At 41.9% G+C, this 25,502-nt stretch carries 26 protein-coding genes; 20 read left to right on the plus strand and 6 right to left on the minus strand.

The window, feature by feature from the left end; all coding sequences use genetic code 11:
* Positions 1 to 7: 7 nt before the first annotated feature.
* Positions 8 to 1,306 carry a beta-N-acetylhexosaminidase gene (gene nagZ / locus NST94_RS13535; RefSeq protein ID WP_339282073.1) on the minus strand — a complete coding sequence of 433 codons (1,299 nt, stop codon included), beginning with the start codon at positions 1,304 to 1,306 and terminating at the stop codon, positions 8 to 10.
* A gap of 127 nt (positions 1,307 to 1,433) precedes the next feature.
* Between nagZ and NST94_RS13540 the strand changes: the two genes are divergently transcribed.
* The gene (locus NST94_RS13540; RefSeq protein ID WP_076129328.1) at positions 1,434 to 1,937 is read left to right on the plus strand and encodes a ferritin; all 504 of its coding nucleotides are present in this window, start codon (positions 1,434 to 1,436) and stop codon (positions 1,935 to 1,937) included.
* A 37-nt stretch (positions 1,938 to 1,974) separates the two neighbouring features.
* Here the strand turns inward: NST94_RS13540 and NST94_RS13545 are convergent, their stop codons facing one another.
* On the minus strand, positions 1,975 to 3,360 hold the full coding sequence (locus tag NST94_RS13545) for a PQQ-binding-like beta-propeller repeat protein (RefSeq protein WP_254848747.1): 1,386 nt from the start codon (positions 3,358 to 3,360) through the stop codon (positions 1,975 to 1,977).
* Positions 3,361 to 3,582: 222 nt separating this feature from the next.
* Here NST94_RS13545 and NST94_RS13550 point away from each other — a divergent pair, with 222 nt between their 5' ends.
* From NST94_RS13550 to NST94_RS13590, 9 genes are all read left to right on the plus strand, one after another.
* On the plus strand, positions 3,583 to 4,452 hold the full coding sequence (locus NST94_RS13550; RefSeq protein ID WP_076129330.1) for a cation diffusion facilitator family transporter: 870 nt from the start codon (positions 3,583 to 3,585) through the stop codon (positions 4,450 to 4,452).
* A 135-nt stretch (positions 4,453 to 4,587) separates the two neighbouring features.
* Positions 4,588 to 4,998, plus strand: a complete 411-nt coding sequence (locus NST94_RS13555) for a bacteriohemerythrin (protein WP_051491008.1) — start codon at positions 4,588 to 4,590, stop codon at positions 4,996 to 4,998.
* Between the two features lie 152 nt (positions 4,999 to 5,150).
* Positions 5,151 to 6,344 carry a metallophosphoesterase gene (locus NST94_RS13560; RefSeq protein WP_076301988.1) on the plus strand — a complete coding sequence of 398 codons (1,194 nt, stop codon included), beginning with the start codon at positions 5,151 to 5,153 and terminating at the stop codon, positions 6,342 to 6,344.
* 142 nt (positions 6,345 to 6,486) lie between these two features.
* The gene (locus tag NST94_RS13565) at positions 6,487 to 6,936 is read left to right on the plus strand and encodes a MarR family transcriptional regulator (RefSeq protein ID WP_076280715.1); all 450 of its coding nucleotides are present in this window, start codon (positions 6,487 to 6,489) and stop codon (positions 6,934 to 6,936) included.
* Positions 6,937 to 6,953: 17 nt separating this feature from the next.
* Positions 6,954 to 7,760: an NmrA family NAD(P)-binding protein gene (locus NST94_RS13570; protein WP_339282074.1), complete on the plus strand. Its 807-nt coding sequence runs from the start codon at positions 6,954 to 6,956 to the stop codon at positions 7,758 to 7,760.
* 71 nt (positions 7,761 to 7,831) lie between these two features.
* The gene (locus NST94_RS13575; protein WP_076129334.1) at positions 7,832 to 8,509 is read left to right on the plus strand and encodes a response regulator transcription factor; all 678 of its coding nucleotides are present in this window, start codon (positions 7,832 to 7,834) and stop codon (positions 8,507 to 8,509) included.
* Complete coding sequence (locus NST94_RS13580) at positions 8,506 to 9,882, plus strand: HAMP domain-containing sensor histidine kinase (RefSeq protein WP_076185929.1); 1,377 nt, start codon at positions 8,506 to 8,508, stop codon at positions 9,880 to 9,882. The genes NST94_RS13575 and NST94_RS13580 overlap by 4 nt, the downstream gene beginning before the upstream one ends.
* Positions 9,883 to 10,005: 123 nt before the next feature.
* A complete protein-coding gene (locus NST94_RS13585) occupies positions 10,006 to 11,070 on the plus strand; it encodes an ABC transporter permease (protein WP_339282075.1) in 1,065 nt (354 codons plus the stop codon).
* Positions 11,067 to 11,750, plus strand: a complete 684-nt coding sequence (locus NST94_RS13590; RefSeq protein ID WP_076129337.1) for an ABC transporter ATP-binding protein — start codon at positions 11,067 to 11,069, stop codon at positions 11,748 to 11,750. The genes NST94_RS13585 and NST94_RS13590 overlap by 4 nt, the downstream gene beginning before the upstream one ends.
* 24 nt (positions 11,751 to 11,774) lie before the next feature.
* On the opposite strand, the gene NST94_RS13595 is transcribed toward NST94_RS13590, so the two are convergent.
* From NST94_RS13595 to NST94_RS13610, 4 genes are read right to left on the minus strand one after another with little or no spacing between them, the layout of a single operon-like run.
* Positions 11,775 to 12,665, minus strand: a complete 891-nt coding sequence (locus tag NST94_RS13595; protein ID WP_036678189.1) for a LysR family transcriptional regulator — start codon at positions 12,663 to 12,665, stop codon at positions 11,775 to 11,777.
* A gap of 22 nt (positions 12,666 to 12,687) precedes the next feature.
* Positions 12,688 to 13,542 (minus strand): SDR family oxidoreductase, encoded by an 855-nt coding sequence (locus NST94_RS13600; RefSeq protein WP_339282076.1) that lies wholly within the window; start codon positions 13,540 to 13,542, stop codon positions 12,688 to 12,690.
* A 34-nt stretch (positions 13,543 to 13,576) separates the two neighbouring features.
* Positions 13,577 to 14,053 (minus strand): GNAT family N-acetyltransferase, encoded by a 477-nt coding sequence (locus tag NST94_RS13605; RefSeq protein ID WP_339282077.1) that lies wholly within the window; start codon positions 14,051 to 14,053, stop codon positions 13,577 to 13,579.
* A gap of 29 nt (positions 14,054 to 14,082) precedes the next feature.
* Entirely contained in the window at positions 14,083 to 14,919 is an 837-nt protein-coding gene (locus NST94_RS13610) for an AraC family transcriptional regulator (protein WP_305953559.1), read from the minus strand.
* 154 nt (positions 14,920 to 15,073) lie between these two features.
* Here NST94_RS13610 and NST94_RS13615 point away from each other — a divergent pair, with 154 nt between their 5' ends.
* The 10 genes from NST94_RS13615 (at position 15,074) to NST94_RS13660 (ending at position 25,499) form a co-directional block, all read left to right on the plus strand.
* Positions 15,074 to 16,237 (plus strand): Gfo/Idh/MocA family oxidoreductase, encoded by a 1,164-nt coding sequence (locus NST94_RS13615; protein WP_076129340.1) that lies wholly within the window; start codon positions 15,074 to 15,076, stop codon positions 16,235 to 16,237.
* A 25-nt stretch (positions 16,238 to 16,262) separates the two neighbouring features.
* Positions 16,263 to 17,024: a sugar phosphate isomerase/epimerase gene (locus NST94_RS13620; RefSeq protein ID WP_339282078.1), complete on the plus strand. Its 762-nt coding sequence runs from the start codon at positions 16,263 to 16,265 to the stop codon at positions 17,022 to 17,024.
* A 32-nt stretch (positions 17,025 to 17,056) separates the two neighbouring features.
* Positions 17,057 to 18,145, plus strand: a complete 1,089-nt coding sequence (locus tag NST94_RS13625) for a Gfo/Idh/MocA family oxidoreductase (RefSeq protein WP_076278977.1) — start codon at positions 17,057 to 17,059, stop codon at positions 18,143 to 18,145.
* Between the two features lie 30 nt (positions 18,146 to 18,175).
* Positions 18,176 to 19,177, plus strand: a complete 1,002-nt coding sequence (locus NST94_RS13630; protein ID WP_339282079.1) for a Gfo/Idh/MocA family oxidoreductase — start codon at positions 18,176 to 18,178, stop codon at positions 19,175 to 19,177.
* 236 nt (positions 19,178 to 19,413) lie between these two features.
* On the plus strand, positions 19,414 to 20,454 hold the full coding sequence (locus tag NST94_RS13635) for a hypothetical protein (protein ID WP_076129344.1): 1,041 nt from the start codon (positions 19,414 to 19,416) through the stop codon (positions 20,452 to 20,454).
* A gap of 216 nt (positions 20,455 to 20,670) precedes the next feature.
* Positions 20,671 to 22,179, plus strand: a complete 1,509-nt coding sequence (locus tag NST94_RS13640; protein ID WP_076129345.1) for a malate:quinone oxidoreductase — start codon at positions 20,671 to 20,673, stop codon at positions 22,177 to 22,179.
* 139 nt (positions 22,180 to 22,318) lie between these two features.
* Complete coding sequence (locus NST94_RS13645; RefSeq protein WP_076129346.1) at positions 22,319 to 22,735, plus strand: GntR family transcriptional regulator; 417 nt, start codon at positions 22,319 to 22,321, stop codon at positions 22,733 to 22,735.
* Positions 22,732 to 23,418 (plus strand): ABC transporter ATP-binding protein, encoded by a 687-nt coding sequence (locus NST94_RS13650; RefSeq protein WP_339282080.1) that lies wholly within the window; start codon positions 22,732 to 22,734, stop codon positions 23,416 to 23,418. The genes NST94_RS13645 and NST94_RS13650 overlap by 4 nt, the downstream gene beginning before the upstream one ends.
* A complete protein-coding gene (locus tag NST94_RS13655) occupies positions 23,415 to 24,260 on the plus strand; it encodes a hypothetical protein (RefSeq protein WP_076194268.1) in 846 nt (281 codons plus the stop codon). The genes NST94_RS13650 and NST94_RS13655 overlap by 4 nt, the downstream gene beginning before the upstream one ends.
* 24 nt (positions 24,261 to 24,284) lie before the next feature.
* Complete coding sequence (locus NST94_RS13660) at positions 24,285 to 25,499, plus strand: hypothetical protein (protein WP_076194266.1); 1,215 nt, start codon at positions 24,285 to 24,287, stop codon at positions 25,497 to 25,499.
* Positions 25,500 to 25,502: the final 3 nt, after the last annotated feature.

The raw sequence follows: 25,502 nt of genomic DNA on the forward strand, positions 1-25,502 counted from the left end.
CTTAGATTTACTTCTCAATCGTTTGACGCCAAACGTTAATCTCTTTATTAAGATCGGTAAGATCAGGAACCGGGATTTGCTCATCGGAAAGGTTATATTTGGCTTTTAAGGCTAAGATCCGATAGACGCTTTCATCAATCCGTGTTTCTTGAATCTTACCGTTTTTTACGTTTTGCAGGAGGGAGTCCATGACCCGTTTTTCATTATCATAGCCGTGAGCGACAAGGAGAATATCACTACCTGCATTCACAGTATCTACTGCTGCTGTAGTCAGATCGTAGTTCTTCATAATGGCTCCCATGGTTAGATCGTCTGTAATTACGATTCCTTGGTAGCCCATTTCATCTCGAAGCTGTTCACCAATAATGGTACGCGATAAGGATGCGGGTTTGTCTGGATCTAATTTTGGAAACAAAATATGAGCGACCATTACGGCGTCCGTCCCCTCTTTAATGGCTGCTTGGAAGGGGAGCCATTCTAAGTCGGCTAGCTGACCGGCTGTTTTGTTCACAATCGGCAGATCCAGATGGGAGTCGACAGAAGTATCTCCGTGTCCTGGGAAATGCTTGACAACAGGAACGACGCCTTCGCTCTCAATTCCCTTCATTTCGGCAATCCCTAGTTGAATGACTTGGCCAGCAGCATTGCCGAACGACCGGTCTCCGATGACTGGATTGTCTGGATTGCTATTGATATCGAGAACGGGAGCAAAGTTTATATTAAATCCGGCTGAACGTACTTCTCTTGCGAGCAGCTTTCCCATTTTCTCGGCAGCAGCAGCGTCATTACTTGCACCCACTGTTCCGTTAGAAGGGAATGTAGCATATTCTTTAGGCATCCGGCTGACTTTTCCACCCTCCTGATCAACACTCATGAATAGTGGGGCAGGGTTGCCAGTGTTACTCTTTTTCATAGAATTGATAAGACTGATCATCCCTTTCAGGCTTTTAATATTGTCCTTATAGAGGATGATTCCACCTATTTTGTCTTCGGTAATCATCTTTTTAGCTTGCTCATCAAGGACAGTTCCATCAATTCCAACTAGGAGCATTTGTCCGATTTTTTCTTCCAAAGTCATCTCAGCAACCTGAAGAGCAATTGGATCGCTGACTGCTGAGGGGGTGGGAGCCAAGCTGGTGGTTGGTGCAGGTGTGGATTGGGAGGTCGGTGAATCGGTAGCTTCGGACTGTGAATTACTGCTGCTATTAGAACAGCCAGCAATGAGGAACAGTGACACCATAGCTGCAATAATGAAGAGTGTACCGGAAATCTTAGGCTTTAGGCTGTGACGGGTGAATCTAATCATCTGAATAGTCGTCCTTTCGTTAGCTAAATTAGATATTGGGAGAGGAATCCTTGCTGACTTAGAAGCACGGTGATAAGATAAACTTAAATATTTACATATTAAATTTGAATAATGAGGTGACGGTCCAATGAAAGATGGATTAGTACAAGCACTTAATGAACAGATGAATTTCGAGTTTTATTCCGCTCATGTTTATCTAGCGATGGCTGCTTATTGTTCCGGCGAAAGTCTGGATGGATTTGCAAACTTTTTTCTAATTCAAGCCGAAGAAGAACGGTTCCATGCCATGAAGATTTATAAATTCCTTAACGACCGGGATAACCGTGCTACGCTAGAAGCACTGCCAGAGCCGAAGAACGAATATAACTCGATGTTAGATGCTTTTGAACATGCCTTCGCGCATGAACAGCAGAATACTAAACGGTTCTATCATTTGGCTGACCTTGCTCTGGATGAGCGTGAACATGCGACGATTTATTTCTTGAAATGGTTTATAGACGAGCAAGTAGAAGAAGAAGCACTCTTTAGCAACATCATCAGTAAACTGAAACGAATTGAAAAAGATAGCAACGCCTTCTACATGCTGGATGCCGAGTTTGCTGCACGTACTTTTACAGCTCCGGCTGAATAAGTTATTGAAGCCCAACAGCCTGAGAAATCAGGCTGTTTTATTTTATAGAGGTAGGAAGTTTAATCGCGAGCAGCTTATTATCCGTCCGAATCATCAGCATCCCTCCAGTTTTAAGGGAAGGGGCAAAGTTACGAGAGCCTGTGTTCACAGTGAAAATAGGCTTTAGAGTTAACATGTCATAAGCGTGAAATAGGCCGTCAGATTGTCCACTATAAACCACGTTTCCGAACAGATCCGTCTGTACCACTGGATTCTCTCCAATATTGAGTTCGACAAGCTGGCCGGTTCCTAGCTTAAGTGCGGATAAAGTACCTTTATCTTGATTTTGAAATAACATTCTTTGTTGATAAACTTGGTTCAATGGAGAGTCTTTTTCTTTAACCATCGAGGCCCAGGTTTGCACCGGTTTACCCTCTGCAGAATAATTCCAGAAATCATATTTCACAAACTTACTGCCCTGAAAGATATAAAAGTCCTTTCCATCCAAAAACGCGTTTCCATTCATCCCATTATAACTGTACACACCATCTTTATTCTCGGTATCTGTCCATTTATATAAACGTTCTCCTTTTAATTCACCTGTCTTTATGTTGAACACGGATACTTTGACTTTTCGATTTACCGGGTCATCATCCATCATAAATGTATTCGTGATAGAGTAGAGGAGCCCATCCTTCACTGCTAACGGCATCCACTGCCGGGTCTGGTCCCATAGTTTTTTTCCTGTCAGACTGTCATAAGCGGCGAGTCCAGCAGTTGTTAAGGCCCCTTGAGACAGATAGCTGCGAATAACGACCCCATCTGATTCCATGACCTCTGATAAGCCTGTAAAGTTATTGCTTTTCTCTACAGCCTTCCATTTGATCTTTCCGGTTACGGCGTCAACTGCTGCTAATTGTTCCTCTTGAGTAACATAAATAGTAGATCCTAAACGCTGTATATTTGTAGCTTTGGGGAGTGTTATGGAAGCCGACCATGCTTTTTTACCTGCCTCATTAACGGCATATAGGGAGCCGCTTTGGGTTAGACCGTAGATAAATCCATTGCTGTACGTGAATAGCGGCGCTAATCCACTTCCGAACTCCCATATTTTTTTGCCTGTTGCCGCATTCATTGCGGTTAATTTTTCATTGCGCTGCAACGCAAAGATCTTCCCGTTTTCCGCGAGTGCTGTAATGTCCTGTCCGGTGATTCTGTCTTTTTTTAAAATGGCGAGTTGTGCTGACCAAACAGGTTTTAGGATCGGGGCTGTGACTTCACTGTAATAAGTGTTACTTAGGCTTACAATTGCTTTTTCTGCAGAAATGACTGACATTGATCCACTGTTTGTTATTGGAATTAAAATACTCCCTATAGCTAAACATGTAACAATTTTCTTCGGCAAAGACTGAATCATCACTCCACGCTCCTTTGAATTAGTCATTACTATAATTAGACAATAAAAATAGCAAAAAGTTACTATTCCAGAAGAATGGAAGCAAAGTTGAACGGGGGCAAACTATGTTGCGTCCTGCAAAACAGTTACGACCTTGCAACTCTATTTGACAGAGGGAACTATTGCGCCCCGTAGCAACACTGTTTCTCTAGACCCACCCGATTCTCAAAGTGTAGTATAGAACAATACTATTCTTTGGGGGTTCTTTTTTTGGAAACTTATAACGACATTAAACAAGGCGAAAAAGGAGCTTGGCTAAGCATCGTTGCTTATATCTTTTTATCAGCTATCAAGCTGTTCATAGGTACGGTCTCAGGATCTCAAGCGTTGCTTGCAGATGGATTGAATAACAGTACAGATATTATTGCTTCTATAGCGGTACTAATTGGCCTGAAGATTTCCAGAAGACCGCCGGATTCGAACCACAGCTACGGGCATTTTAGAGCGGAGACCGTGGCTTCATTAATTGCTTCATTCATTATGATTGCGGTAGGGCTTCAAGTTTTGTACCAAGCTGTGAACAAATTTATTCAACCAGCACTGGAAAGTCCTGATCTCATAGCGGCGTGGACGGCAGTGGGCTGTGCTGTAGTTATGATGGCTGTCTATATGTATAATATTAGGCTGGCCCGTGCCATTAACAGTAACGCAATGCGGGCAGTAGCACTGGATAATCGATCAGATGCTATAGTTAGCGTGGGCGCTTTTATCGGAATTGTGGCTTCCTCCTTGGGCGTTCCTTGGCTTGACCCGCTTACAGCTATCATTGTCGGACTAATCATCTGTAAGACGGCATGGGATATCTTTAGCAAAGCTACGCATGATCTGACGGACGGATTTGATGCGGAAGAGCTTGAACATATGAAAGAAACTGTGGCAGAAATTGATGGTGTACAATCCATAAAAGATATCAAAGCCCGTATCCATGGGAATAACGTATTAGTAGACACAACTGTGCTAGTGGATTCTCAGCTAAGTGTAGTGCAGAGTCATGATATTACGGAAGAAATTGAAGAACAGTTAAAAGACCGGCACCAAGTTTCCAATGTACTTGTACATATCGAACCCGTGATGAAGTAGAGATTTATCAGTAGGTGCCATATGTACAGCTAATGGTTGAATATAAGCACCTGTGATGTTGTTAATAGTTCTTTTGTGGAGAAAGGTGGAAAATAAAATTAAAATGTAATTTTCAAGAAACGGAATGGTGATTTCATGATCGCTTGGAAAGATTCATATGATATCGGTGTAGAAAAAATTGACTGCCAGCACAGACAGTTGTTAGCGAAATTGAACGAATTCTTTGAAGCATGCAGTAATCAGCAAGGGAAAGAAAAGATTGAGGAAACACTGAAATTCTTAAAAGAATACACGATTGAACATTTCAGTAATGAAGAGCAGCTGATGGAGGAGATCAACTTCCCTGAACTAGCTGAACATCGTCAGACGCATGCTGATTTCGTGAAGGCAGTTCTCGAATTGGAAGAAACGGTCAAAACAAAGGGAGTATCCGTACTCTCAACCATCAAGCTTAATCGAACGTTAACAGACTGGCTGATAAATCACATCAATAAATGCGATAAGCTGATTGGTCAATGTATGGCCACACGTGATAAAGCGATATAAGATAAACCTCCAAAGAAGATGCCTATGGGCATTTTCTTTTTTTAGTTCCGATGTTTTCCGAACACCGCATTGCAGTTTATACTGGGTTAACGGTTTGTGTTATGATTTGAGATAAGAAGTAGAGAAGTAGTTAGGTAAAGGGGAGAGAAACGATGAAAACATTACGAATGTTAGCTTCAGGATTTGCTATGCTGCTCATTCTGGGTCTTGTTAATTTCTACATTGGCTATCACGGCTGGTTACTTATTCATGAATGGTTTTCTGGTGTTTCGTCAGCAGTATTCTGGACATTATTTATGCTCATCGCTTTTGCGTATGTCATTGGAATGATTCCATGGCCAAAATCGGTTAAACCGATCGCCAGATTCTTTAAAGTGATTGGATCGTATTATTTAGCGTGTATGGAATTTGCTATCATTACGTTACCTTTGGCAGACCTATTATATGTGATACTGGGATGGTCGGGAATCGATCGTACCTATTACATCGCAGAAGCGGGCGGGACAATTCTGATATTACTGGCAGTCTTTCTGGTCTGGGGTTCAATCAACGCCTGGAGTACCGTGATCCGCACACATTCCATTCCTATTGATAAATCTATTGGCACCAGCACGCCATTAACGATCGCGGTTGCTTCAGACCTGCACTTAGGGAATATCGTGGGCAATCGTCATCTCAAAAAAATGGTGGCACAAATGAACGCGATGCAACCCGATGTGATTTTGCTGGCTGGAGATGTCTTGGATGACAGCATTGAACCTTTTATCCGCAATAGTATGAGTGAACAGATTAAACAGTTAAAAGCTCGTTATGGTGTCTACGCAGTACTGGGCAATCACGAATATTATGGTGGATCAATTAAGGAATATACCGATTTGATGAGTAGTATTGGGATCAAGGTCCTGCAAGATGAGGTTGAAGAAGTCGCAGGAACGTATATTGTAGGCCGAAAAGATAAGACAGCCGAGGCGATGGAAGCCGGTGGCAGACAAAGTGTAAGCTCCTTGCTCGAAGGACTTGATCTTACACGTCCTGTGATTATGATGGATCATCAGCCTACCGGCTTCGACGTAGCCGCTCAAGCTGGGGTAGACGTTCTACTCTCGGGTCATACACACCGAGGACAGATTGCTCCTAATCACTGGATCACTAAACGTCTGTTCGAGCTGGACTGGGGATATCTTCGTAAGGACAATTTGCATGTAGTCGTGTCGTCAGGTTATGGAACATGGGGACCCCCAATTCGTTTAGCAAGCCGGTCGGAGATCATTAAGCTGGAGGTTATGCTGGAGGGTTCTAAAAAATACAGTGAAGAGCCTGTTTCCACAAAAACAGTGTTAATCTAGGGTGAGTTTATTTGTAGAGGCTGTTTCATCAGCAGATTTATTCTGCCAGGTGAGGCAGCTTCTTTTTTTGACAACTCATGGGGAGTGTAGTATGTTTAAAATTAGTTAAGGACTTAACTATATTGGAGCTGAATTATAGAATATGGATCATTTACAACAGTTTGTGCTGAATCAGCCATTGCATACCAAAGCATTTTTTACATTAGTTGAAGCTACTGCAAATTTAGTTTCTGTTTCTGAGAAATATTGGCAGTCGAAAGGATTGAACGGAGCAAGAATTCGTATCTTGGTGGAGATCTCTAAACAGGGAGGTGCGATTCTGCCTTCTACATTGGCTCACATTATTGGAGTTACCAAAGCTAATATAAGCATGCTGTTAACACCATTGGAGCGAGACGGATTAATAACCCGTTCGAATGATACCAAGGATGGCAGAAAAAGCGTCATTTCGATTACGACTGAAGGCCAGCAATTACTTCTGGAGCATCTTCCAGAGAATCGTAAGGCTGTCGCAGAGAGAATGAAGAATCTGAATGATCAGGAGCTTCATCAACTTATCTTTTTATTACAAAAACTGAGTACATTGGAATAACAGAAAGGGTGTTATGTATGTCGATTATGGTTACAGGAGCCACAGGTCAATTAGGCAGCTTAATTATGGAGAAGCTTGAGAAGTACGTTCCGGCTAGTCAAGTTATTGCTTGTGTTCGTCAGCCAGAGAAAGCTGTTAATTATTTAGAAAAAGGGTTCGAAGTCCGTTTTGGCGATTATGACCAGTTAGATACGCTGATTGAAGCTTTTACTGGGGTCACAACGTTACTTTTAATCTCCAGCTCTCATACCGATGATAAGATCAGATTACATCAGCATGCTCAGGTCATTCATGCAGCAAAAAAGGCCAATGTGAAGCATCTGCTTTATACTGGATTTGCCTTTCCACCCAAAGGTCCGACTCCTTCTTATCATGTCCATTTACTAACTGAGCAGATGATTCTTGAATCAGGGATAGATTATACGTTTCTACGTAACGCTTTGTATATAGATTTTGTGGGTGTGCTTGGGTTGAAGGAAGCGATGGAAAGCGGTGAGCTACCCACTTATCCAGGGAACTGGCAGTTTAATTCAGTCACTCGTGAGGACCTCGCTTTAGCTACGGCAAAGGTTCTTACAACGAATGGACATATGAAACAAGTCTACGAACTAGCTGCACCCAACGTTTGGGACTTCAACGAATTAGTTGATGTATTATCAGAGTTATCAGGGAAAAAAATTACGTTTCGCCAGGATTCAAGTATTCAGCATTGGATTTATTCGTTTTTAGCGAAGATAGATACTGCTTCTACATCAAAAGATCTGGAGAGACTGATGGAGCGGCCGGTTACCACACTAAGAGAGAGTATCAAGCCTTTTGTTTGATCTGACTTTAGTTGTTCTATCGTTATAAAGTTGTTACTATGAGTTCATCCATTATTCAGGGAGTGTAAATGATGAAGAAGATTTTAGTAGCAGATGACGATGTGAATATTCGAACATTATTAAAACATGTACTAACAAGGGAAGGATATCAGGTGATGGAGGCCAGTGATGGCCGAGATGCGATACATAAATTGCAGGACAGTATTGCGGATTTAGCGGTCGTAGATGTAATGATGCCACATGTAGATGGGTTAGAGCTATGTCAGCATATTAGAGAAACGTATGATATTCCGATCATTTTATTGACAGCACGTCAGCAGCTGAGTGATAAAGAGCAAGGTTATTTGCGGGGGACGGATGATTATCTAACGAAACCTTTTGAGCCTGAAGAGTTGCTATTTCGGATCAAAGCGTTATTTCGCCGCTATTCCATTGCTTCAGATGATCGGATTCGATTAAATTCTCTAGTTATTGACCGCAAAAATTATGAAATAACCGATGGTGATGAGGTTTTGCTGCTACCGGTAAAAGAGTTTGAGCTTCTGGCTCAATTGGCACAATATCCAGGCAGGTTATATACACGTAGTGAGTTAATTGAACTGGTATGGGGCATGGATTATGAAGGGGATGAGCGAACAGTCGATGTACATATCAAACGTTTGCGTCAGCGCTTCGTAGATTATCAGGAAGATTTTGTGATCCGAACCGTTCGAGGCATTGGCTATAAATTGGAGATGGTTAACGTATGAGATCCTTGTATGTCCGGATGTGTATTGTCTTCTGTTCAGTAATTGTGGTGAGTAGCCTTCTTGGATTTTTGGTGTCTAATATTTACTATCAAGCCCAGATTAAATCTCAGAACGATGCCAAACTTACCGGAATGGCTATCGAGGTTCAACAATTCGCAGAATCACATCCGGAGACAATGGAGGATTATTTGCGGAGTATAGCCAAGCTGGGTTATAAAATCTATTTAACAGATGCTGAAGGGGAATCAAGATTCTACGGTAAGCCCTTTAGAAAAGAAGATTTGGATGAGCAGCAACTAGAGAAGGTTCTGAATGGGCAAATTTATCATGGGGTTGCGGATTTCCCGGACAGTGCATTTATTACCGGATTTTTTGATAATCAACTGCGTAATTCAATTGGTGTTCCTGTAAAAGTAAACAATGAGACGTATGCTTTGTTTATGCGTCCGGATGCTGAAGTACAATTCGGTGAGCTACGCGTCTTTTTTGCTGTGATCATTGGGTTCACCGTGTTGTTTAGCTTAGGCTTTGTAATGATTAGCGTACTGCATGTAGTTAGACCTATTACACGTTTGACGACGGCCACTAAACGGATCTCAAAAGGCAGATACGATATCAAATTGAATACGTGGCGGCGTGATGAGATTGGTCAGTTAGCTTCCCATTTTATGATTATGAGCCGGGAGCTGGAACGAACAAATCGGGCACGTCAGGAATTTGTCGCTAATGTATCACATGAAATTGAGTCGCCATTAACATCAATTCAGGGATTTGCCCAAGCGTTACAAGATTCAACCTTACCTGAGGATGAACGGTTACAGTATCTCAATATCATTGACCAAGAAAGCCATCGTCTTTCATTGCTAAGCAAACAGCTGCTTACCTTGTCTTCGCTTGATTATGATCCTAATTCCATACAGAAAAAGTCGACAGACTTACGTGCACAACTAAGACAGGTCGTACAAATCATGGAATGGAGATTAACAGAGAAACAACTGGCCGTGCGTTTGAATCTTGCAGACATCAGCGTTCTAGGTGATCCAAATCTATTGTTCCAGGTATGGATGAACCTGCTCTCCAACGCCATAAAATACACACCTGCTGAAGGTTCCATTATGATTTCCGCGAAGCTTATGGAACAGAACTGTATTGTTTCTGTGTCTGATACGGGTGAAGGCATTTCAGCCGAGGAGTTGCCGTTAATCTTTGATCGTTTCTATAAAGTAGATCGAGCACGAACGCATGAAACCCATAGCAGCGGACTTGGACTTGCGATTTCTCAAAAAATCGTAGAAGCGCATAACGGAACCATTGAAGTAACCAGTACTTTGGGTGAAGGGACTACCTTTACAGTTACACTTCCGCTTTTGTAATTCATTATTCATACTCCGTTCATTTTCATCTTCTAAACTGTGACTATACAGATTAGAAGGAGTGGTAATATGTTTTTAGCCTTAAGGGAAATGCGACATTCTAAAGCCAGATACCTATTAATTATGGTTATCATGTTATTGGTTTCCTTTCTTGTACTTTTCGTCACGGGACTAGCCAGAGGATTAGCTTATGCAAATATCTCTGCAGTAGAGAACATGCCGGCGAATTATTTTGTAGTGCAAGGGGATGCGGATCAGACCTTTAGACGTTCTCAGTTAACAGATGCGGAGCTCCAGAATGTACGTGCAGTAGTTGGAGACAATAATGCATCTTCACTTGCAATGCAGATGAGCACTGTCACTGCTAACGAGGCAGACGTAAAAGCAGATATTACTTTTTTTGCAGTAGATATGAATGGGTTATTAGCTCCTAAAGTAGTTGAAGGTGACAAGATTACAAACGAGACAAACGGTAAAGTCCTTGTTGATCGTGACCTGGAACAGTCAGGAATCAAACTTGGCAGTATCATTCGTGATCAGGCAACCGGGATGGAATTTACTGTCGCAGGTTTTGTTGAGGATAGCTCTTACAGCCATACCCCAGTAGTTTATATCAACAATCAGGATTGGCAAGCTATGAAGCAGGGGGTTAACCAAGGAGAAGAAACCTCTTCGTCGGTACCGTTTAATGTGATTGCCCTTAATGCGAATGCTGATCAAGTAAATAAGATTTCAACGAATGTAAAAGATGTAGAGGTCATTACGCAAAAAGTAGCTATTTCCAATATTCCGGGCTACTCGGCAGAGCAGGGTTCACTGCTAATGATGATTGTTTTCCTGTTTGTGATCGCAGCGTTTGTTCTGGCAGTATTCTTCTATGTCATTACGATTCAGAAAACTAGTCAGTTTGGTATTCTGAAGGCGATGGGTACCAAAATGTCTTACTTGGCTTGGAGTGTGGTAGGGCAGGTTATGATTTTAGCTATTTCAAGTCTTTGCATTAGCTTACTGCTTACCTTTGGGATGAATAAGGTTCTGCCTGATTCGATGCCATTCCAACTGGAGCCTTCCACCATTCTTTTAACCAGCTGTTTATTCGTTGGGATGTCTCTTTTAGGATCACTAATTTCTGTCGCTAAAGTGGCAAAAGTAGATGCATTAGAAGCTATTGGGAGGGCTGGAGCATGAGTGCGAAACTAATCATGAAGCAAGTAACCAAAAACTACGGTGATGGCGACACAACGGTGTCTGTGCTGAACAATTTGAATCTGATCGTTAATGAAGGGGAATTCGTTGCTGTCCTTGGACCTTCGGGAACAGGGAAAAGTACATTCCTTTCAGCGGCTGGTGCACTTCTAACACCTACTAGTGGTGAAATTTTTATAGATGGGGAATCACTTACAGATAAAAGTAAAAGTGAGCTGACGGAGCTCCGTTTAGAGAAGATAGGTTTTATGTTCCAAAGCGCTCAGTTGTTGCCTTATTTGAAGGTGGAGGAGCAACTCCTTTTTGTAGCCAAGCAGGCGAAAATGAGTGCTAAGGAAGCGAAGGAACGGGCTGCTGATTTGATGAAGCGGCTGGATATCTGGAAACGGCGTAATCATTATCCGGAACAGCTCTCCGGTGGGGAGAAGCAGCGTGTAGCTATCGCTAGAGCGTGGATGAATAAACCAGCGATTCTCTTTGCAGACGAGCCGACAGCCAGTCTGGACTTCAAACGCGGAAGAGAAGTTGTACGAATGATCGCTGATGAGGTGAAGAGTGAAGGTAAAGCAGCGGTAATGGTCACTCATGATGAACGGATGCTCGAATGGTGTGACCGCGTTCTGCATCTGGAAGACGGGCATTTGGTTGAACATCAAGTATAATTTCATAGTGTGGAAGAAAAAAAGCTACTTGTCTTTTCTAAAGACAAGTAGCTTTTTTATAAAGACATCGGTAGCTAAGGAAGAAGAACATTCTTGATGTCGGATGATTGAGAATTGCCTTTCCAGATGATGTTGTCTGATTGGCAGCTCTTTGATCTCACCGCTTTCTAGTTCCTTCCGTACAATCCATCTGGAGAGCATGGCGATTCCGAGGCCAGAGGCTACAGCTTCTTTAACACCTTGAGAGCTGTTGAAGACATAGGATCTTTTAACAGATATATCTTCCTCCTGTAGGAAATGATCACTGAAAGCTCGTGTACCCGAGCCGTGCTCCCGAAGCACCCAAACCTGATCCTGCAACATGCTCTGCTCCACAGAAATCGCTTTTGACAGAGGGTGGGTAGCAGGAGCGACCATAATCATCTCGTCTTTCATATAAGGAGTGACATTCAGATCATTCTCATGGACCTCACCTTCAATAAACCCTATGTCCAGTTCGTTGGATTTAACGCCTCCAATAATCTCCTCAGTATTGCCTATCGTCACTTGCAGCTTGACCTGCGGATATTGATTGGCAAAATCAGCAAGTCTTGCCGGCAAAATATATTCACCTATAGTAAAACTAGCGCCGATATGTATACTCCCAGTGACTTCGTCCTGAAGCATATGGATTTCCTGACTTGCTTCATCGAAATGAGCCAATATTTGTTTGGCGTGTTTATAAAGAATACTGCCGGCTTCTGTTAATCTAACCTGTTTAGAAGAACGATGCAGGAGTTTAGCACCGAGCTCATTCTCAAGATTCCGGATATGCAGACTGACACCGGGTTGAGATAAATTCAGCGCTTCTCCTGCTTTGGAAAAATGACTCAGTTCAGCTACAGTAACGAATACGCGTAATGGATCTACAATCATTGTAATCCCTCATTAGATTAGTCTATACTCCCGAATAAGCCAAGAATCCACCGTCAACGGGGACGGTAACTCCGGTCACAAAGCTTGACATTGCTTCATCTGCTAACCAGAGTAGTGTGCCAAGCAGATCCTCCGGCTGTCCAAAGCGGCGCATTGGAGTATGAGAGATGATTTTTTGGGAACGGTCTGTAAGCTCGCCATCTTCACGAACCAACAGCTTCTCATTTTGTTTAGTAAGGAAAAAGCCAGGGGCAATGGCATTCACACGTATACCAGACTCAGCGAAATGAACGGAGAGCCACTGGGTGAGATTATTAATTCCTGCTTTGGCAGCGCTGTAGGCAGGTACTTTGGTCATTGGAGAAGGTGCACTCATGGATGAAATATTAATAACAGATGTGCCCGTTCTGCCGAGCATCTGCTTGGCAAAAACTTGGGTTGGGATCAATGTTCCAATCAGATTAAGGTCCATCACATTGCGAAATCCATCTACACTAAGGTCAAAAAAAGTAAATATGTCCGGGTTCTCCAGATCATCATTTTTGAAAATCTCTTGGGTCGTATTTGCTGAGGAATCATTTCCGCCAGCACCGTTAATTAAAAGATCGCAAGGACCCCAGTGATTCTTAATAGCTTCTGCGGCTTTCATAACACTCTGTTGATCTGTAACATCACAGGAGAGTGAAATCGCTTGACCGCCTGCGGCTGTAATTTCAGCGGCAACCAAATCTCCCTTAGCTGCGGTGCGATTTAGAATCGCGACTTTAGCTCCTTGCCGACCTAACTCTAGCGCCATAACCCGGCATAATACACCGGCTCCTCCGGTAATCACAGCGATTTTTCCTTCTAATGCTGGATGCAAAGTTAATTCTATCATAACCATTGAACCTCCCTAAAAGTCCTGAGTGTGATTAAAGTTCCTTATCAAGTACATGCTGTGATTTTTTTGGCGAAAATCCTATATGATTATAGAACCGTACAGCATCTTCTCTGGTTTGATTGGTACGTACTCTAATTTTGCTAAACCCTGTTTGGATTGCCCATCGTTCACAGGTTTCTACAAGCTGTCTGCCAATTCCTTCTCCGCGGCAAGTCTGATCAACAACAAGACCTCCTATTTCAATAAATGAAGGAGATTCAAGTAAGATTCGAACGGTCGCATGTATCCATCCTACCAATTGGTGATCTGATTCAGCTACATATACAGTATGATCTTTGTGTGTTCCGATTTCTTGTAGTCTTTCTCCTAATTGATCGATATTCAAAGGATATCCAAGCTGGCTTGAGAGTCTTGCTATCTCTTGAATGTCGCTTATAGATGCTGTTCTGATAAGAATATCGTTCACCACCTCAAAATTGTAGGTTAGAGCCTTTTTATTATAGTTCAACACATAGATTAGGACATTCCCTAATAAATTTACTTAGTGCTGTTACGATAGGCAGAAGGGGAGATTCCTATTGTCTTTTTGAAATATTTAGAGAAATGGGCTAATTCCATACTGACTTGCTCCGCGATATCTGAAATGCTGAAATTGCTATAAGAAAGCTGTCTTTTAGCATGCTCCATTCTTTTCAATTGTACATAATGCATGGGGGGAACCCCTATAAATTTCTTGAAGTAGGGGATGAAATAGTTCGGATGTAAGTGGACAATTTCTGCTAACTCTTCTATTTCTATGGGTTTATCCAGCCGCTCATCAATATATTGAAGCACATAGGCGAGCTTTCCTTGATCCCCCGTATGTATAAATTCTTGCATAAAGTCTGTTTTGATATTCTCGTTCGATTCAAGACAAGTAGCAATTAGATTGAGGACGTTCGCCTGAGTACGCAGAATGGACAATACATCATCTTTTTGAAACTGTTCGATCATTTCTGTGAAAATTACCCGTACGGAATCTGGGTTGGGCGCATCACAGATAAACAGTTTGTTTGCCGAATGGAATAAGGGCCACTCCCCAATATCAGCATCAAAATGGCAGAAATAGCGTGTATAGGGATCATTCATTGACGTCTCTGTAGTTTGAGTGCTTCCTGCGGGCATGATCATTAGCTGACCTGCTCTCGGATAATAAGTAACACCGTTAATGATAACTTTTCCCTCACCGCGGTCAATAAAATACAGCCGATTAAAGGTTGGAGTTTCCAACGTACGATTCCACCCGCTATATCCGCTTCTAAGTTGGGCATGGGTCACTTTTACGGTAAGATTCTGGAGGAATCTGCCGGTAAGGTTACCTGGATTATTCATCATCTAGCTCCTCTATGACTTGATTATCCTTATTATAACGAATTAATTTAACTAAATCATCTTATTATTGTGCAAATAATGCTTAGTTTCGCTCATGTTCATGTCTATTAATTAAGTATATTCTCATAACATAACCTCAAATAGGGAAGTGATCTGATTGAATAAAGTACGGTATGGCATTATTGGAATTGGGAATATGGGGAGTGCACATGCACAAAGTCTGTTGAATCATATTAAAGATGCTGAGCTTGCAGCTGTATGTGATGTAAGGGAAGAACGTTTGAAATGGGCAGAAGAGCATTTACCGGAAAGTGTACAGAAATTTGCAACACCCCAAGAGTTATATGAGTCTCATCTCATAGATGCAGTATTAATCTGTACTCCACATTATGATCATCCAACTTTAGCTATCGAGGCTTTTCAATATGGCTATCATGTATTGGTTGAGAAACCGGCTGGGGTCTATACCAAAGCTGTTAAGCAGATGAACGAAGCTGCAGCAAAGTCTGATCGCAAATTCGGAATCATGTATAACCAGCGGACGAATCCTTTGTATCAAAAGCTTAGGGATCTCATTCAGTCTGGTGAACTAGGCGAAATCCGCCGCACAAATTGGATTATCACCAACTGGTACAGATCACAAAGTTACTATAACTCCGGTGGTTGGCGGGCTACATGGGCAGGCGAAGGTGGTGGGGTGTTGCTGAATCAAGATCCTCATCAACTAGATTTATGGCAGTGGACAACAGGTATGATGCCTAAGCGGATCAGAGCATTTTGTCATTTTGGTAAATACCGCAATATTGAGGTTGAAGACGATGTAACCGCTTATGTGGAATATGAAAATGGTGCGACAGGGCTTTTTATCACCACAACAGGTGAAGCACCGGGAACTAACCGTTTCGAAATTACTGGTGATCATGGAAAAATCGTAGTGGAAGACGGGAAATTAACCTTTTGGCGTCTACGCACGCCGGAGCCGCAATTCAATGCAGAGTTTACGGGAGGATTCGGCAGTCCAGAATGTTGGAAATGTGAGATTCCTGTAGAAGAGGGTGGCGGGGAACAGCATAAAGGAATTTTGCGGAACTTTACGAATGCCATTCTACACGATGAGAAATTGTTAGCTCCGGGTGAGGAAGGCATTCACGGTCTAACGCTATCTAATGGGATGTATTTATCGGCTTGGACCGACGATTGGGTGGAGTTACCGATTGATGAAGATTTATTTTATGAGAAGCTCATGGAAAAGGTGGAGAATTCTAACTTCAACAAAGAAACCACAGCCGCCCAAACCTTTGATGTTAAGGGAACTCATTAAATTTTAATCAGAGAGGAAAGATCCTATGAATCGTTCAACCATTGCTGCTCAAATGTACACATTACGTGATTTTACTAAAACTGCGGAGGATTTAAGATCCACTTTTCAAAAGGTCTCTGCTATGGGTTATGAAGCTATTCAGATTTCAGGCATCGGGCCAATCGATCCGAAGCTCGTAAAAGAGTATGCAGATGAAGCAGGACTGGCAATATGTGCAACCCATGTGTCTTGGGATCGGCTAGTGAACGATTTAGATGCTTTAGCCGCTGAACATAAGCTGTGGAACTGCAAAAATATTGGACTAGGAAGTTTACCGGAAAAATTCCGTACGGGGCAAGAAGGTTACCGTGAATTCGCCAAGCTGATGTCGGGCATTGCAGTTACACTAAAAGAACAACATGATCTGCAATTTGTTTATCATAATCACGATTTTGAATTTGAACGGTTTGATGGATTGACTGGCATGGGAATTCTGCTCACTGAGTCTGATCCTGCCGTTGGTTTTGAGCTGGATTTATATTGGGTTCAAGCGGGCGGAGGGAGTCCAGCCGAATGGATACGCAAAGTTGCAGGTCGAATGCAGGTAGTGCATTTAAAAGATATGGCGATTGTTAATAGAAAACAGATCTTTGCTGAAATCGGTGAAGGGAATATGGACTATAAAGAAATTATCAATGTCTGTCGCGAAACGGGTGTTGAATGGTTCGTAGTGGAGCAGGATGTTTGCCGTCGTGATCCTTTTGAAAGCTTGGAGATCAGTCTGCGGTATCTTCTTAATACCTTATAGAATGGAGTAATACTAATAGAAGGAGGGTTTCTATGAATCGAAAAAATGGGATGACCTATGCACCAACGTATGAATCCAAACCCGTAGTGAAGGCGGGGGAATTCATCATTGCCGCTATTGCCCTAGATCACGGTCATATTTACGGGATGTGTAACGGACTGGTTGAGGCAGGGGCAGAGCTGAAATGGGTATATGATCCGGACGAGGAAAAGGTCAGAAATTTTATTAGTAAATATCCCGGTGTCAAAGCTGCCGGATCAATGGAAGAAGTTCTGGAAGATCCCGAAGTACAATTAATTGCAGCGGCCGCAATTCCATCTGAACGAGGACCTTTAGGCAATAGAGTAATGGCTCACGGTAAGGACTATTTTACGGATAAAGCCCCCTTTACGACCCTGGAACAGCTTGAATCCGCTAGAGCAATGGCAGCTGCAACCAATAAGAAATATATGGTCTACTATAGTGAACGTCTTCACGTTGAAAGCGCTATCTATGCGGGGCAGCTGATTCAACAAGGTGCTATTGGCCGTGTCCTGCAAGTCATTGGATTAGGGCCACATCGTCTAAATGCTCCTAACCGGCCGGAATGGTTTTTCCAAAGGGAGAAATATGGTGGGATTCTATGTGACATAGGCAGTCATCAAATAGAACAATTTTTATATTATGCAGATTGTCAGGATGCTTCGGTTATTCATAGTAAAGTGGCCAATTACAATCATCCGACTTATCCCGAATTAGAGGATTTTGGTGATGCTACTCTTGTAGGGGACAATGGGGCAACACAATATTTTCGCGTGGATTGGTTTACCCCTGATGGGCTGGGCACTTGGGGAGACGGGCGCACGATGATTATGGGGACTGAAGGATACATTGAACTGCGTAAATATACTGATATAAGTCGTTCAAATACACCGGATCATGTGTACTGGGTCAATGGGGAAGGGGAACATTATGAGCATGTAGCAGGGAAGGTTGGTTTTCCTTTCTTTGGTGAGCTAATCCTTGACTGTCTGAATCGGACAGAGCTGGCGATGACACAGACCCATGTGTTCAAAGCTGCCGAGCTATGTCTGAAGGCTCAAGAGCAAGCGATCAATCTAACCCCAGCAATACTCAGATAACGATGGAATGATGAACGGAGGGTAATATAGATGAAAGAACTTGGAGCAGCCATTATTGGATGCGGAGCCATTTTCCCTCTTCATGCAAAAACATTAACAGGCATCGATGGTGTGAGACTACTTGCGGTTGCAGATATTGATGCTGACAAAGCATTGCAGACATCTAATGAATATGACTGCCAAGCCACTAAAAATTATAGAGAAATTTTGAAGGATGACCGTATTCATGTTGTACATCTCTGTACGCCTCATTATTTACATGTAGAGATGGCTACGGAGTTGTTACAAGCAGGAAAACATGTCCTTACCGAAAAGCCTATGGCGGCAGATCTTCCTTCAGCCAGACGAATACTTGAAGCCGCACAGCATAGCACAGGTCAGCTTGGTGTGGTGTTTCAGAATCGTTATAATGATGCCTCGATGTATATTAAGCAGGTGATTGACTCAGGAATATATGGGAAGTTGCTCTGTATGAAAGGAATCGTGACCTGGCACCGTAGCGAAAGTTATTATAGCGATAGTAACTGGAGAGGACGCTGGTCTACGGAAGGTGGAGGTCTGCTAATTAACCAAACCATTCATACACTGGATTTACTTCAGTGGTTTGGTGGAGAGGTGGCATCGGTGAAAGGGAGTATTACCACGGATGTGCTAAATGGGGTCATAGAGGTAGAAGATACCGCCCATGCCTGCATCGATTTCACTAGTAATGTCAGAGGGCTTTTTTATGGTACAAATACCTATCTGGAGAATTCTCCAGTGGAGCTGGAGCTAGTTTTTGAAAAGGGTACTATCAACCTCCGCAGAGATCATTTGTATCTTTGGAAGGATGGAAAGGAAACCTTGCTGTGCGAGCCTAGTTTCAGTGCCACGGAAGGTAAATCCTATTGGGGCACCGGGCATAAGAGACTGATTGAGGACTTCTATGAGCATGTCGCCAGGGGCCAAAAGTTTTGGTTGGATGGTGCTGAAGGGATAAAAGCGCTGGAGTTGGTGGCGGGGATTTATAGTTCATCGCAGAAGGCTGAATAAATGATAAATAAGCTGTATCAAAAGTAGAGTAATCTACGAATGATACAGCTTATTGTATTTTAATGTAAAACACTTGTACTCAATCCTCCTAAATCAACGAAACTCTAAATAACCTGTAACCTTCCTTGGTAGCTTGTCCATGGGGTTGATTTATGTAATTATGTTCTTGGGTAAGTAATTCGTAGATTTAAAATAAATATACACTGATGATTAACGGCAAGTAGGAGGGATTAGAAATGAGTGTTACATGGAAAAGAAGGATTCTGATCAATGATCCCATTTCACTAGATCCAGTTCAGATTCAGCAAGACTTGTACAGCGGCAACCAAGTTATTGTCCAGTTCTCTGATCCATCGACCTATGGTTCGATTCTGGATGAAGTAAATGAGCTTTGCGCGCGTTTTGATGAAAATTTTGGAGTGCGTTTTTATGGCCACTATTCTGTATCCTTTGATTGTGAGACACTCCTGCAGATTCCAAATGTTAAAATGCTGCTGCTGAATTGTCTTCACCAGGCACATAACACGAACGTATTGGCTAAGCTGAATAACCTGTATAGTCTGAGCGTGGGGATATATGAGCTTGAAAATCCGGAAATTCTGAGTATAGATACGTTACGGTCTCTAAGTATTTTAAATATTAGCTCGGAGAAAAAGATGCTTAATCTGGAATACCTAAAAGAATTCTCCCGTTTAGAACAGTTGCATGTTATAGGTAAGGTTAAAAACCTTGATGCTATTGGAGATCTGGAGGATCTTACCTATCTCGCGCTGCACTCCATCAGCAACAAACCCTTACATTTTATTAATCGGCTAAAGAAATTGAAAGACCTACGTATTTTACTTGGAGGCAGAGAACATATTCAGGACATCGAAGAAAATGAAATCGAGAGCCTGGAAATTTGTAGAGTCCGTGGCTTTCATGACCTGAGTAATATTTCGGTTTTTCGTGCGTTAAAAAAGCTTGTGATTGAAGATCAAATCCAGCTACGTGAGATTAACTTTGATCAGCAGATGAAGGCACTGGAAGAGCTAACGATTATGAATTGCAAAACATTGGCTCATTTGACGGGAATGGAGCAATTACCTTTTCTGCACAAGCTTCGTATTTTCAAAACGGCGATCGATTTTGATTCATTTATAGAACAAGAGCTTCCAATCGGCTTAACCACAATAGAGTTTGCAACTTTTAAAAGAAAAGTAGATCAGGAAATTCAAAAAACAATAGTGGGGTTGGGCTATCAAAACGGAATTGTCTACAATGAGAACAGGGCATGATGCAGCCTTTTTTTGTTCCATAAATCTTGAGGACTTATTTCTATCTTTTTTACAAGCTTTTAAATATTTTATTTTTTTCATATAATAGTAGATATTAAATTTATAAATAATTGTAATACACCATGATAAGGTTATAATTGATACAGAAAAGGTGTGACGCCTAAGAAGGAGCGCCCACATCCTTTCTGCAAAATTCAGGGGATAAGGATGGTAATAATGGGCAAAAGTGCAACTGATACAGACGTCATTTTAATTGGTGCCGGAATCATGAGTGCGACTTTAGGAACACTTTTGAAGGAATTAGTACCGGAATGGAAAATTAAAGTATTTGAAAAGCTTGAAAAAGCAGGGGAAGAAAGCTCTAATGAATGGAATAATGCAGGAACCGGGCATGCGGCGCTCTGTGAGCTTAATTATACTGTTGAAAAGCCAGACGGATCTATAGATATTAGCAAAGCTATTCAGATTAATGAACAGTTTCAGCTTTCGATGCAGTTTTGGTCTTATCTTGTAAATCGCAAGCTGATACATACTCCCCAGGACTTTATTATGCCGTTACCTCATATGAGTTTGGTGCAAGGGGAGAAGGATATAGCTTTTTTAAAGAAAAGATTTGAAGCGCTCTCAAAAAATCCATTATTCCAAGGGATGGAATTTTCCGCTGACTCTAAAAAACTGATGGAATGGATTCCACTTATTATACAAAATCGTCCTGCGAATGAATCCATTGCGGCTACAAAAATTGACTCTGGAACGGATGTTAACTTTGGTGCTTTAACGCGTATCTTATTTGAGCATTTAAAGAGTAAAAACGTCGATCTTCACTACAAACATAGTGTCAATAGTATGAAGCGCAACAGTGCTGGCTTATGGGATCTAAAAATCAGAAATGCCAGCGGTAACATTGAACAACATACAGCGAAATTTGTGTTCATTGGTGGCGGGGGAGGAAGCCTGCACTTACTGCAGAAATCCGGTATTCCTGAAGGAAAACATATCGGTGGATTCCCAGTAAGCGGTATTTTTATGGTGTGTAATAATCCGGAAGTTATTGCGCAGCATCATGCCAAAGTATACGGCAAAGCTAAAGTTGGAGCCCCTCCAATGTCCGTACCGCACTTAGACACAAGATTTATCGACAATAAAAAATCACTGCTATTTGGACCATTTGCCGGATTCTCACCTAAATTCTTAAAAACGGGCTCAATGTTTGATTTAATAACTTCTGTGAAACCGGATAACCTCATAACAATGCTGTCGGCAGGTGCTAAAAATATGTCATTAACAAAATACCTGATCGAACAAGTGCTGTTATCGAAAGAAAAACGTCTGGAAGAACTGAAAGAGTTTATCCCCAATGCCAAAATTGAAGATTGGGATCTTGTTGTAGCTGGTCAGCGTGTGCAAGTTATCAAAGATACAGAAGCTGGCAAAGGCACACTTCAATTTGGTACGGAGGTTATTAGTGCCGCTGATGGTTCGGTCGCAGCATTGTTAGGGGCTTCCCCTGGAGCTTCTACGGCTGTTCACGTGATGCTTGAAGTGCTTAACAAATGTTTCCCTCAATATATAAAAGAATGGGAACCCAAAATAAAAGAAATGATTCCTTCTTATGGCTTGTCACTAATGGATAATCCCGTGCTTCTGCAGAAAATTCACACTACAACAGCAGATACACTGGGTTTAGGTGGAAAAGAACATGTTTTTAATCAAAAGGTGTTTTAGTAATAAAGGAGCTGCCGAGAGGCAGTTTTTTTTTTTGCTCAAATCTGAACTATTGACACAAAAGTGTATTACACGTATAGTACATAAATGAGATGTATGAACCACTTAGTACACACACTTAGTATATGGAGTTGGTTGTATGACAGAAGAACAGAAATCAGGCGTCAGCTTTAATATTCGTGAGCCGGTATATATTCAAGTTGTGCGTCATTTCAAGGAACAGATCGCCACAGGGCAAATCGGAGCGGGAGACAAAATTCCTTCACGGCGTGAACTGGCATCAGTAATGAAGATTAATGCGAACACGGCGCAGAAGGCATATAAGGAAATGGAGGAACAGGGTTTGATCGTAACAGAAGGGAATTCCCCGAGCCGAATTACACAGGATCAGCAAATACTAAACTCGATTCGAGCTGAATTAATCGAAAGTGCAGTGGATATATTCATCAGCTCCATTCAGAATATTCAAATTCCAGTTGAAGAACTGGTAGAGATCATAAAGACAAAATATACATCCGAGCGCAAGTTATCTCCAGAGGGTGGTGACACAAGATGATCCAAGTGAATCAGATGGTAAAGAATTATGGATTCAAGAAGGTACTAAATGGTGTTAGCTTCACTGCTGCCAAGGGAGAGATTACCTGCCTGATCGGAATCAATGGTGCCGGGAAGTCAACAGTGCTGAAGTCCATCATGGGACTGACACCATTCAAAGGGGAAGTCTTAATCGATAATGTATCACTAACACCTGCGATGTATGAGAAAATCACTTTCATTCCAGATTCGTTAACGATGCCCTCTAATATGCGAATTGCTGATTGCTTGAGCTTTATGGCTGACTTTTATCGGAATTGGAACGCTGAACGTGCAAAGGAAATGCTTAAGTTCTTCCGACTGAGCTCTTCAGATCGCGTATCCTCATTGTCGAAAGGGATGGCTGCGAAGGTGAATTTGTTGCTGGGACTTGCCTTGGATTGTGATTACATCCTAATGGACGAGCCGTTCTCGGGAATTGATATGTTCAGCCGCGAGCAAATTACTGATGTGTTCACGAGTGAATTGATCGAGGATCGTGGTGTGATTATTACAACTCATGAAATTAACGATATTGAGCATTTAATTGATAAAGCGGTCTTGCTACAGCACGGGAAGGTAGAACGTGAATTCTACTGTGAAGTAGTTCGCGAGCAGGAAGGTAAGTCCATTACGGACGTAATGAGAGAGGTGTACTTGAAATGAGAGCTTTTGTGAAGCTATTGAATTTTGAAATGAACCGATTTGCCAAAATATATATTGGACTCATGGTGCTGACAGTTGCCTTGCAGCTTGCAGCAGTCACCATCGGTGCTAATCATTGGCTGGATTCTGCGAATGAGGCAATGAGAGTGAATCAATGGACGCTTGAGCAATATCACAATGTGACTGGATATATTCAGCTAAACAGTATGATGTATGCTCGCTATAATGGACTTCTATATTTCGGACCCATATTTTTGAGCATAACAGTGTTGCTAATATATAGCTGCTTCATCTGGTACCGTGACTGGAGAGGTAAAAATACGATAGTATATCGCCTGCTCACCTTGCCATCCAATCGGGCGAATTTGTATTTTGCCAAGCTGGTTACGATCTTGCTATTCGCATTTGGACTTGTTGCCCTGCAAATTGTCCTTGTGCCACTGGAGCGTTTGATAGCACAGTCGATTCTTCCTGCTGAACTATATCGGAACATCTCGGTATTTGATTATTTGAAGTATCCTACTGTGCTTAAAGTTCTGGTTCCGCCCTACTTTTCTGAGTTTGTTCTATATTATGGACTGGGCATTACGGTCTTGATCGTCTTGTTCACAGCGATTCTAATGGAGCGGAGCTACAGACTGAAAGGGATCGGCTTTATCATATTATACTTAGCGGTTCTGGCTGGATTAGCCTCAATACCCTATCTTATGGGTTATAGCAGATATGATAGCTACTTCTATCCCGGAGAGATCATAGGTGCTTGTCTCGGATTAATAGTGATTATTGCTGGAGGTTCGCTTTGGTACAGCTTATATCTATTGCGTAAGAAAATATCGGTATAATTGAAGGGGTATGGAGGTTAAGGAATGAGAAAATATATGGTTACCGCCGTTCTTGTAGTGTTCTCGGTTGTTACAATCGGGACGTATTATGTACAGGCCTCACAAGAGACACTACCTAATTATAAGCTGACGATGGTTCAAGGGGATGCTTCCCTCGTTGAAGGTATAGCCTTATACGGAAATTATCTGACTAAGGATAGTGTTTTTGGCATCAAACGAGCTAATATCACTACAAATGGTACAGATTATCCAGATGAAAAGTTAACGATCAGCCAAAGCTTAAACCGAAGACCAGTGAACACACAATTGGATAAATGGAGGGATCAGCATCGTCAGTTCATGCGTGGGAAGAAGAACTTAGCTGGGTTCTATGAAAATCAGGATATGCTTGCTTACGTGAATTGGACCGTAGATAAGCAGCAATCAAATGATCCATCAGCGAAGAAAAATGCTAGACTCAGTATTTCTGTGCTTAATAAGCAAAAGGATAATACGCAGGAAATCAGATCCGATATCAATGTGGATCATGATATTTCAGATATCTATGTACAAAATGTACAGCTTGTTGATCAAGAGCTTGTTGCAATGGTGTTTTTGAATCACGGCGCCAAAGGTTATGTAACTGAACCGCAGATTATCCGTGTTAATCTAACAACAAAGGAGATTACGAATGAGCCGCTCGTATTACCAGGAGCTAAATCTGAAGCAGCAAATGGGGATAATCAATTCGTTAGGTTAGCCAATCAAAATCTGGATCACTCGGATCAATGGATTTTAACGGTTAGTAAAGATAATCATAAAAAGGCATATCAAGTAGATGTTGCAACAGGACAAATCTCGCCGCTCGCGTTCCAAGGGCATGAAATGTTATTGAATAATATTATGAATGCGTATGGACAGAAAATTTATTTCCTGCAAAAAGCTGTATCGGGTAAGGAGAATATAGGATTTACTGTTATTTCTTACGATCTCGTGAGTAAAGAATATGAGACTACTCTGAAGAATACCAATATAGATTTAAGTGAAAACATTACCTATGATTTTAAACAAGACTATCTCTATATTGTGGGTTATAAGAATATGGATAATAAGTACTTCAAAGGTAATCGTCTATATGTATTCAATTTGACAAGCGGTAACCTTGAATACGAAGGAAAAGCAGTATCAACAGAAGCTGCAAATCAGGCTGAAGATGAAGCTAACATGGATTTGAATTTTATCGATCTCGGTCAGTATTAGAAT

The organism is Paenibacillus sp. FSL H8-0282 (assembly GCF_037963825.1).
In the GTDB taxonomy this organism is placed as follows: domain Bacteria; phylum Bacillota; class Bacilli; order Paenibacillales; family Paenibacillaceae; genus Paenibacillus_AQ; species Paenibacillus_AQ odorifer.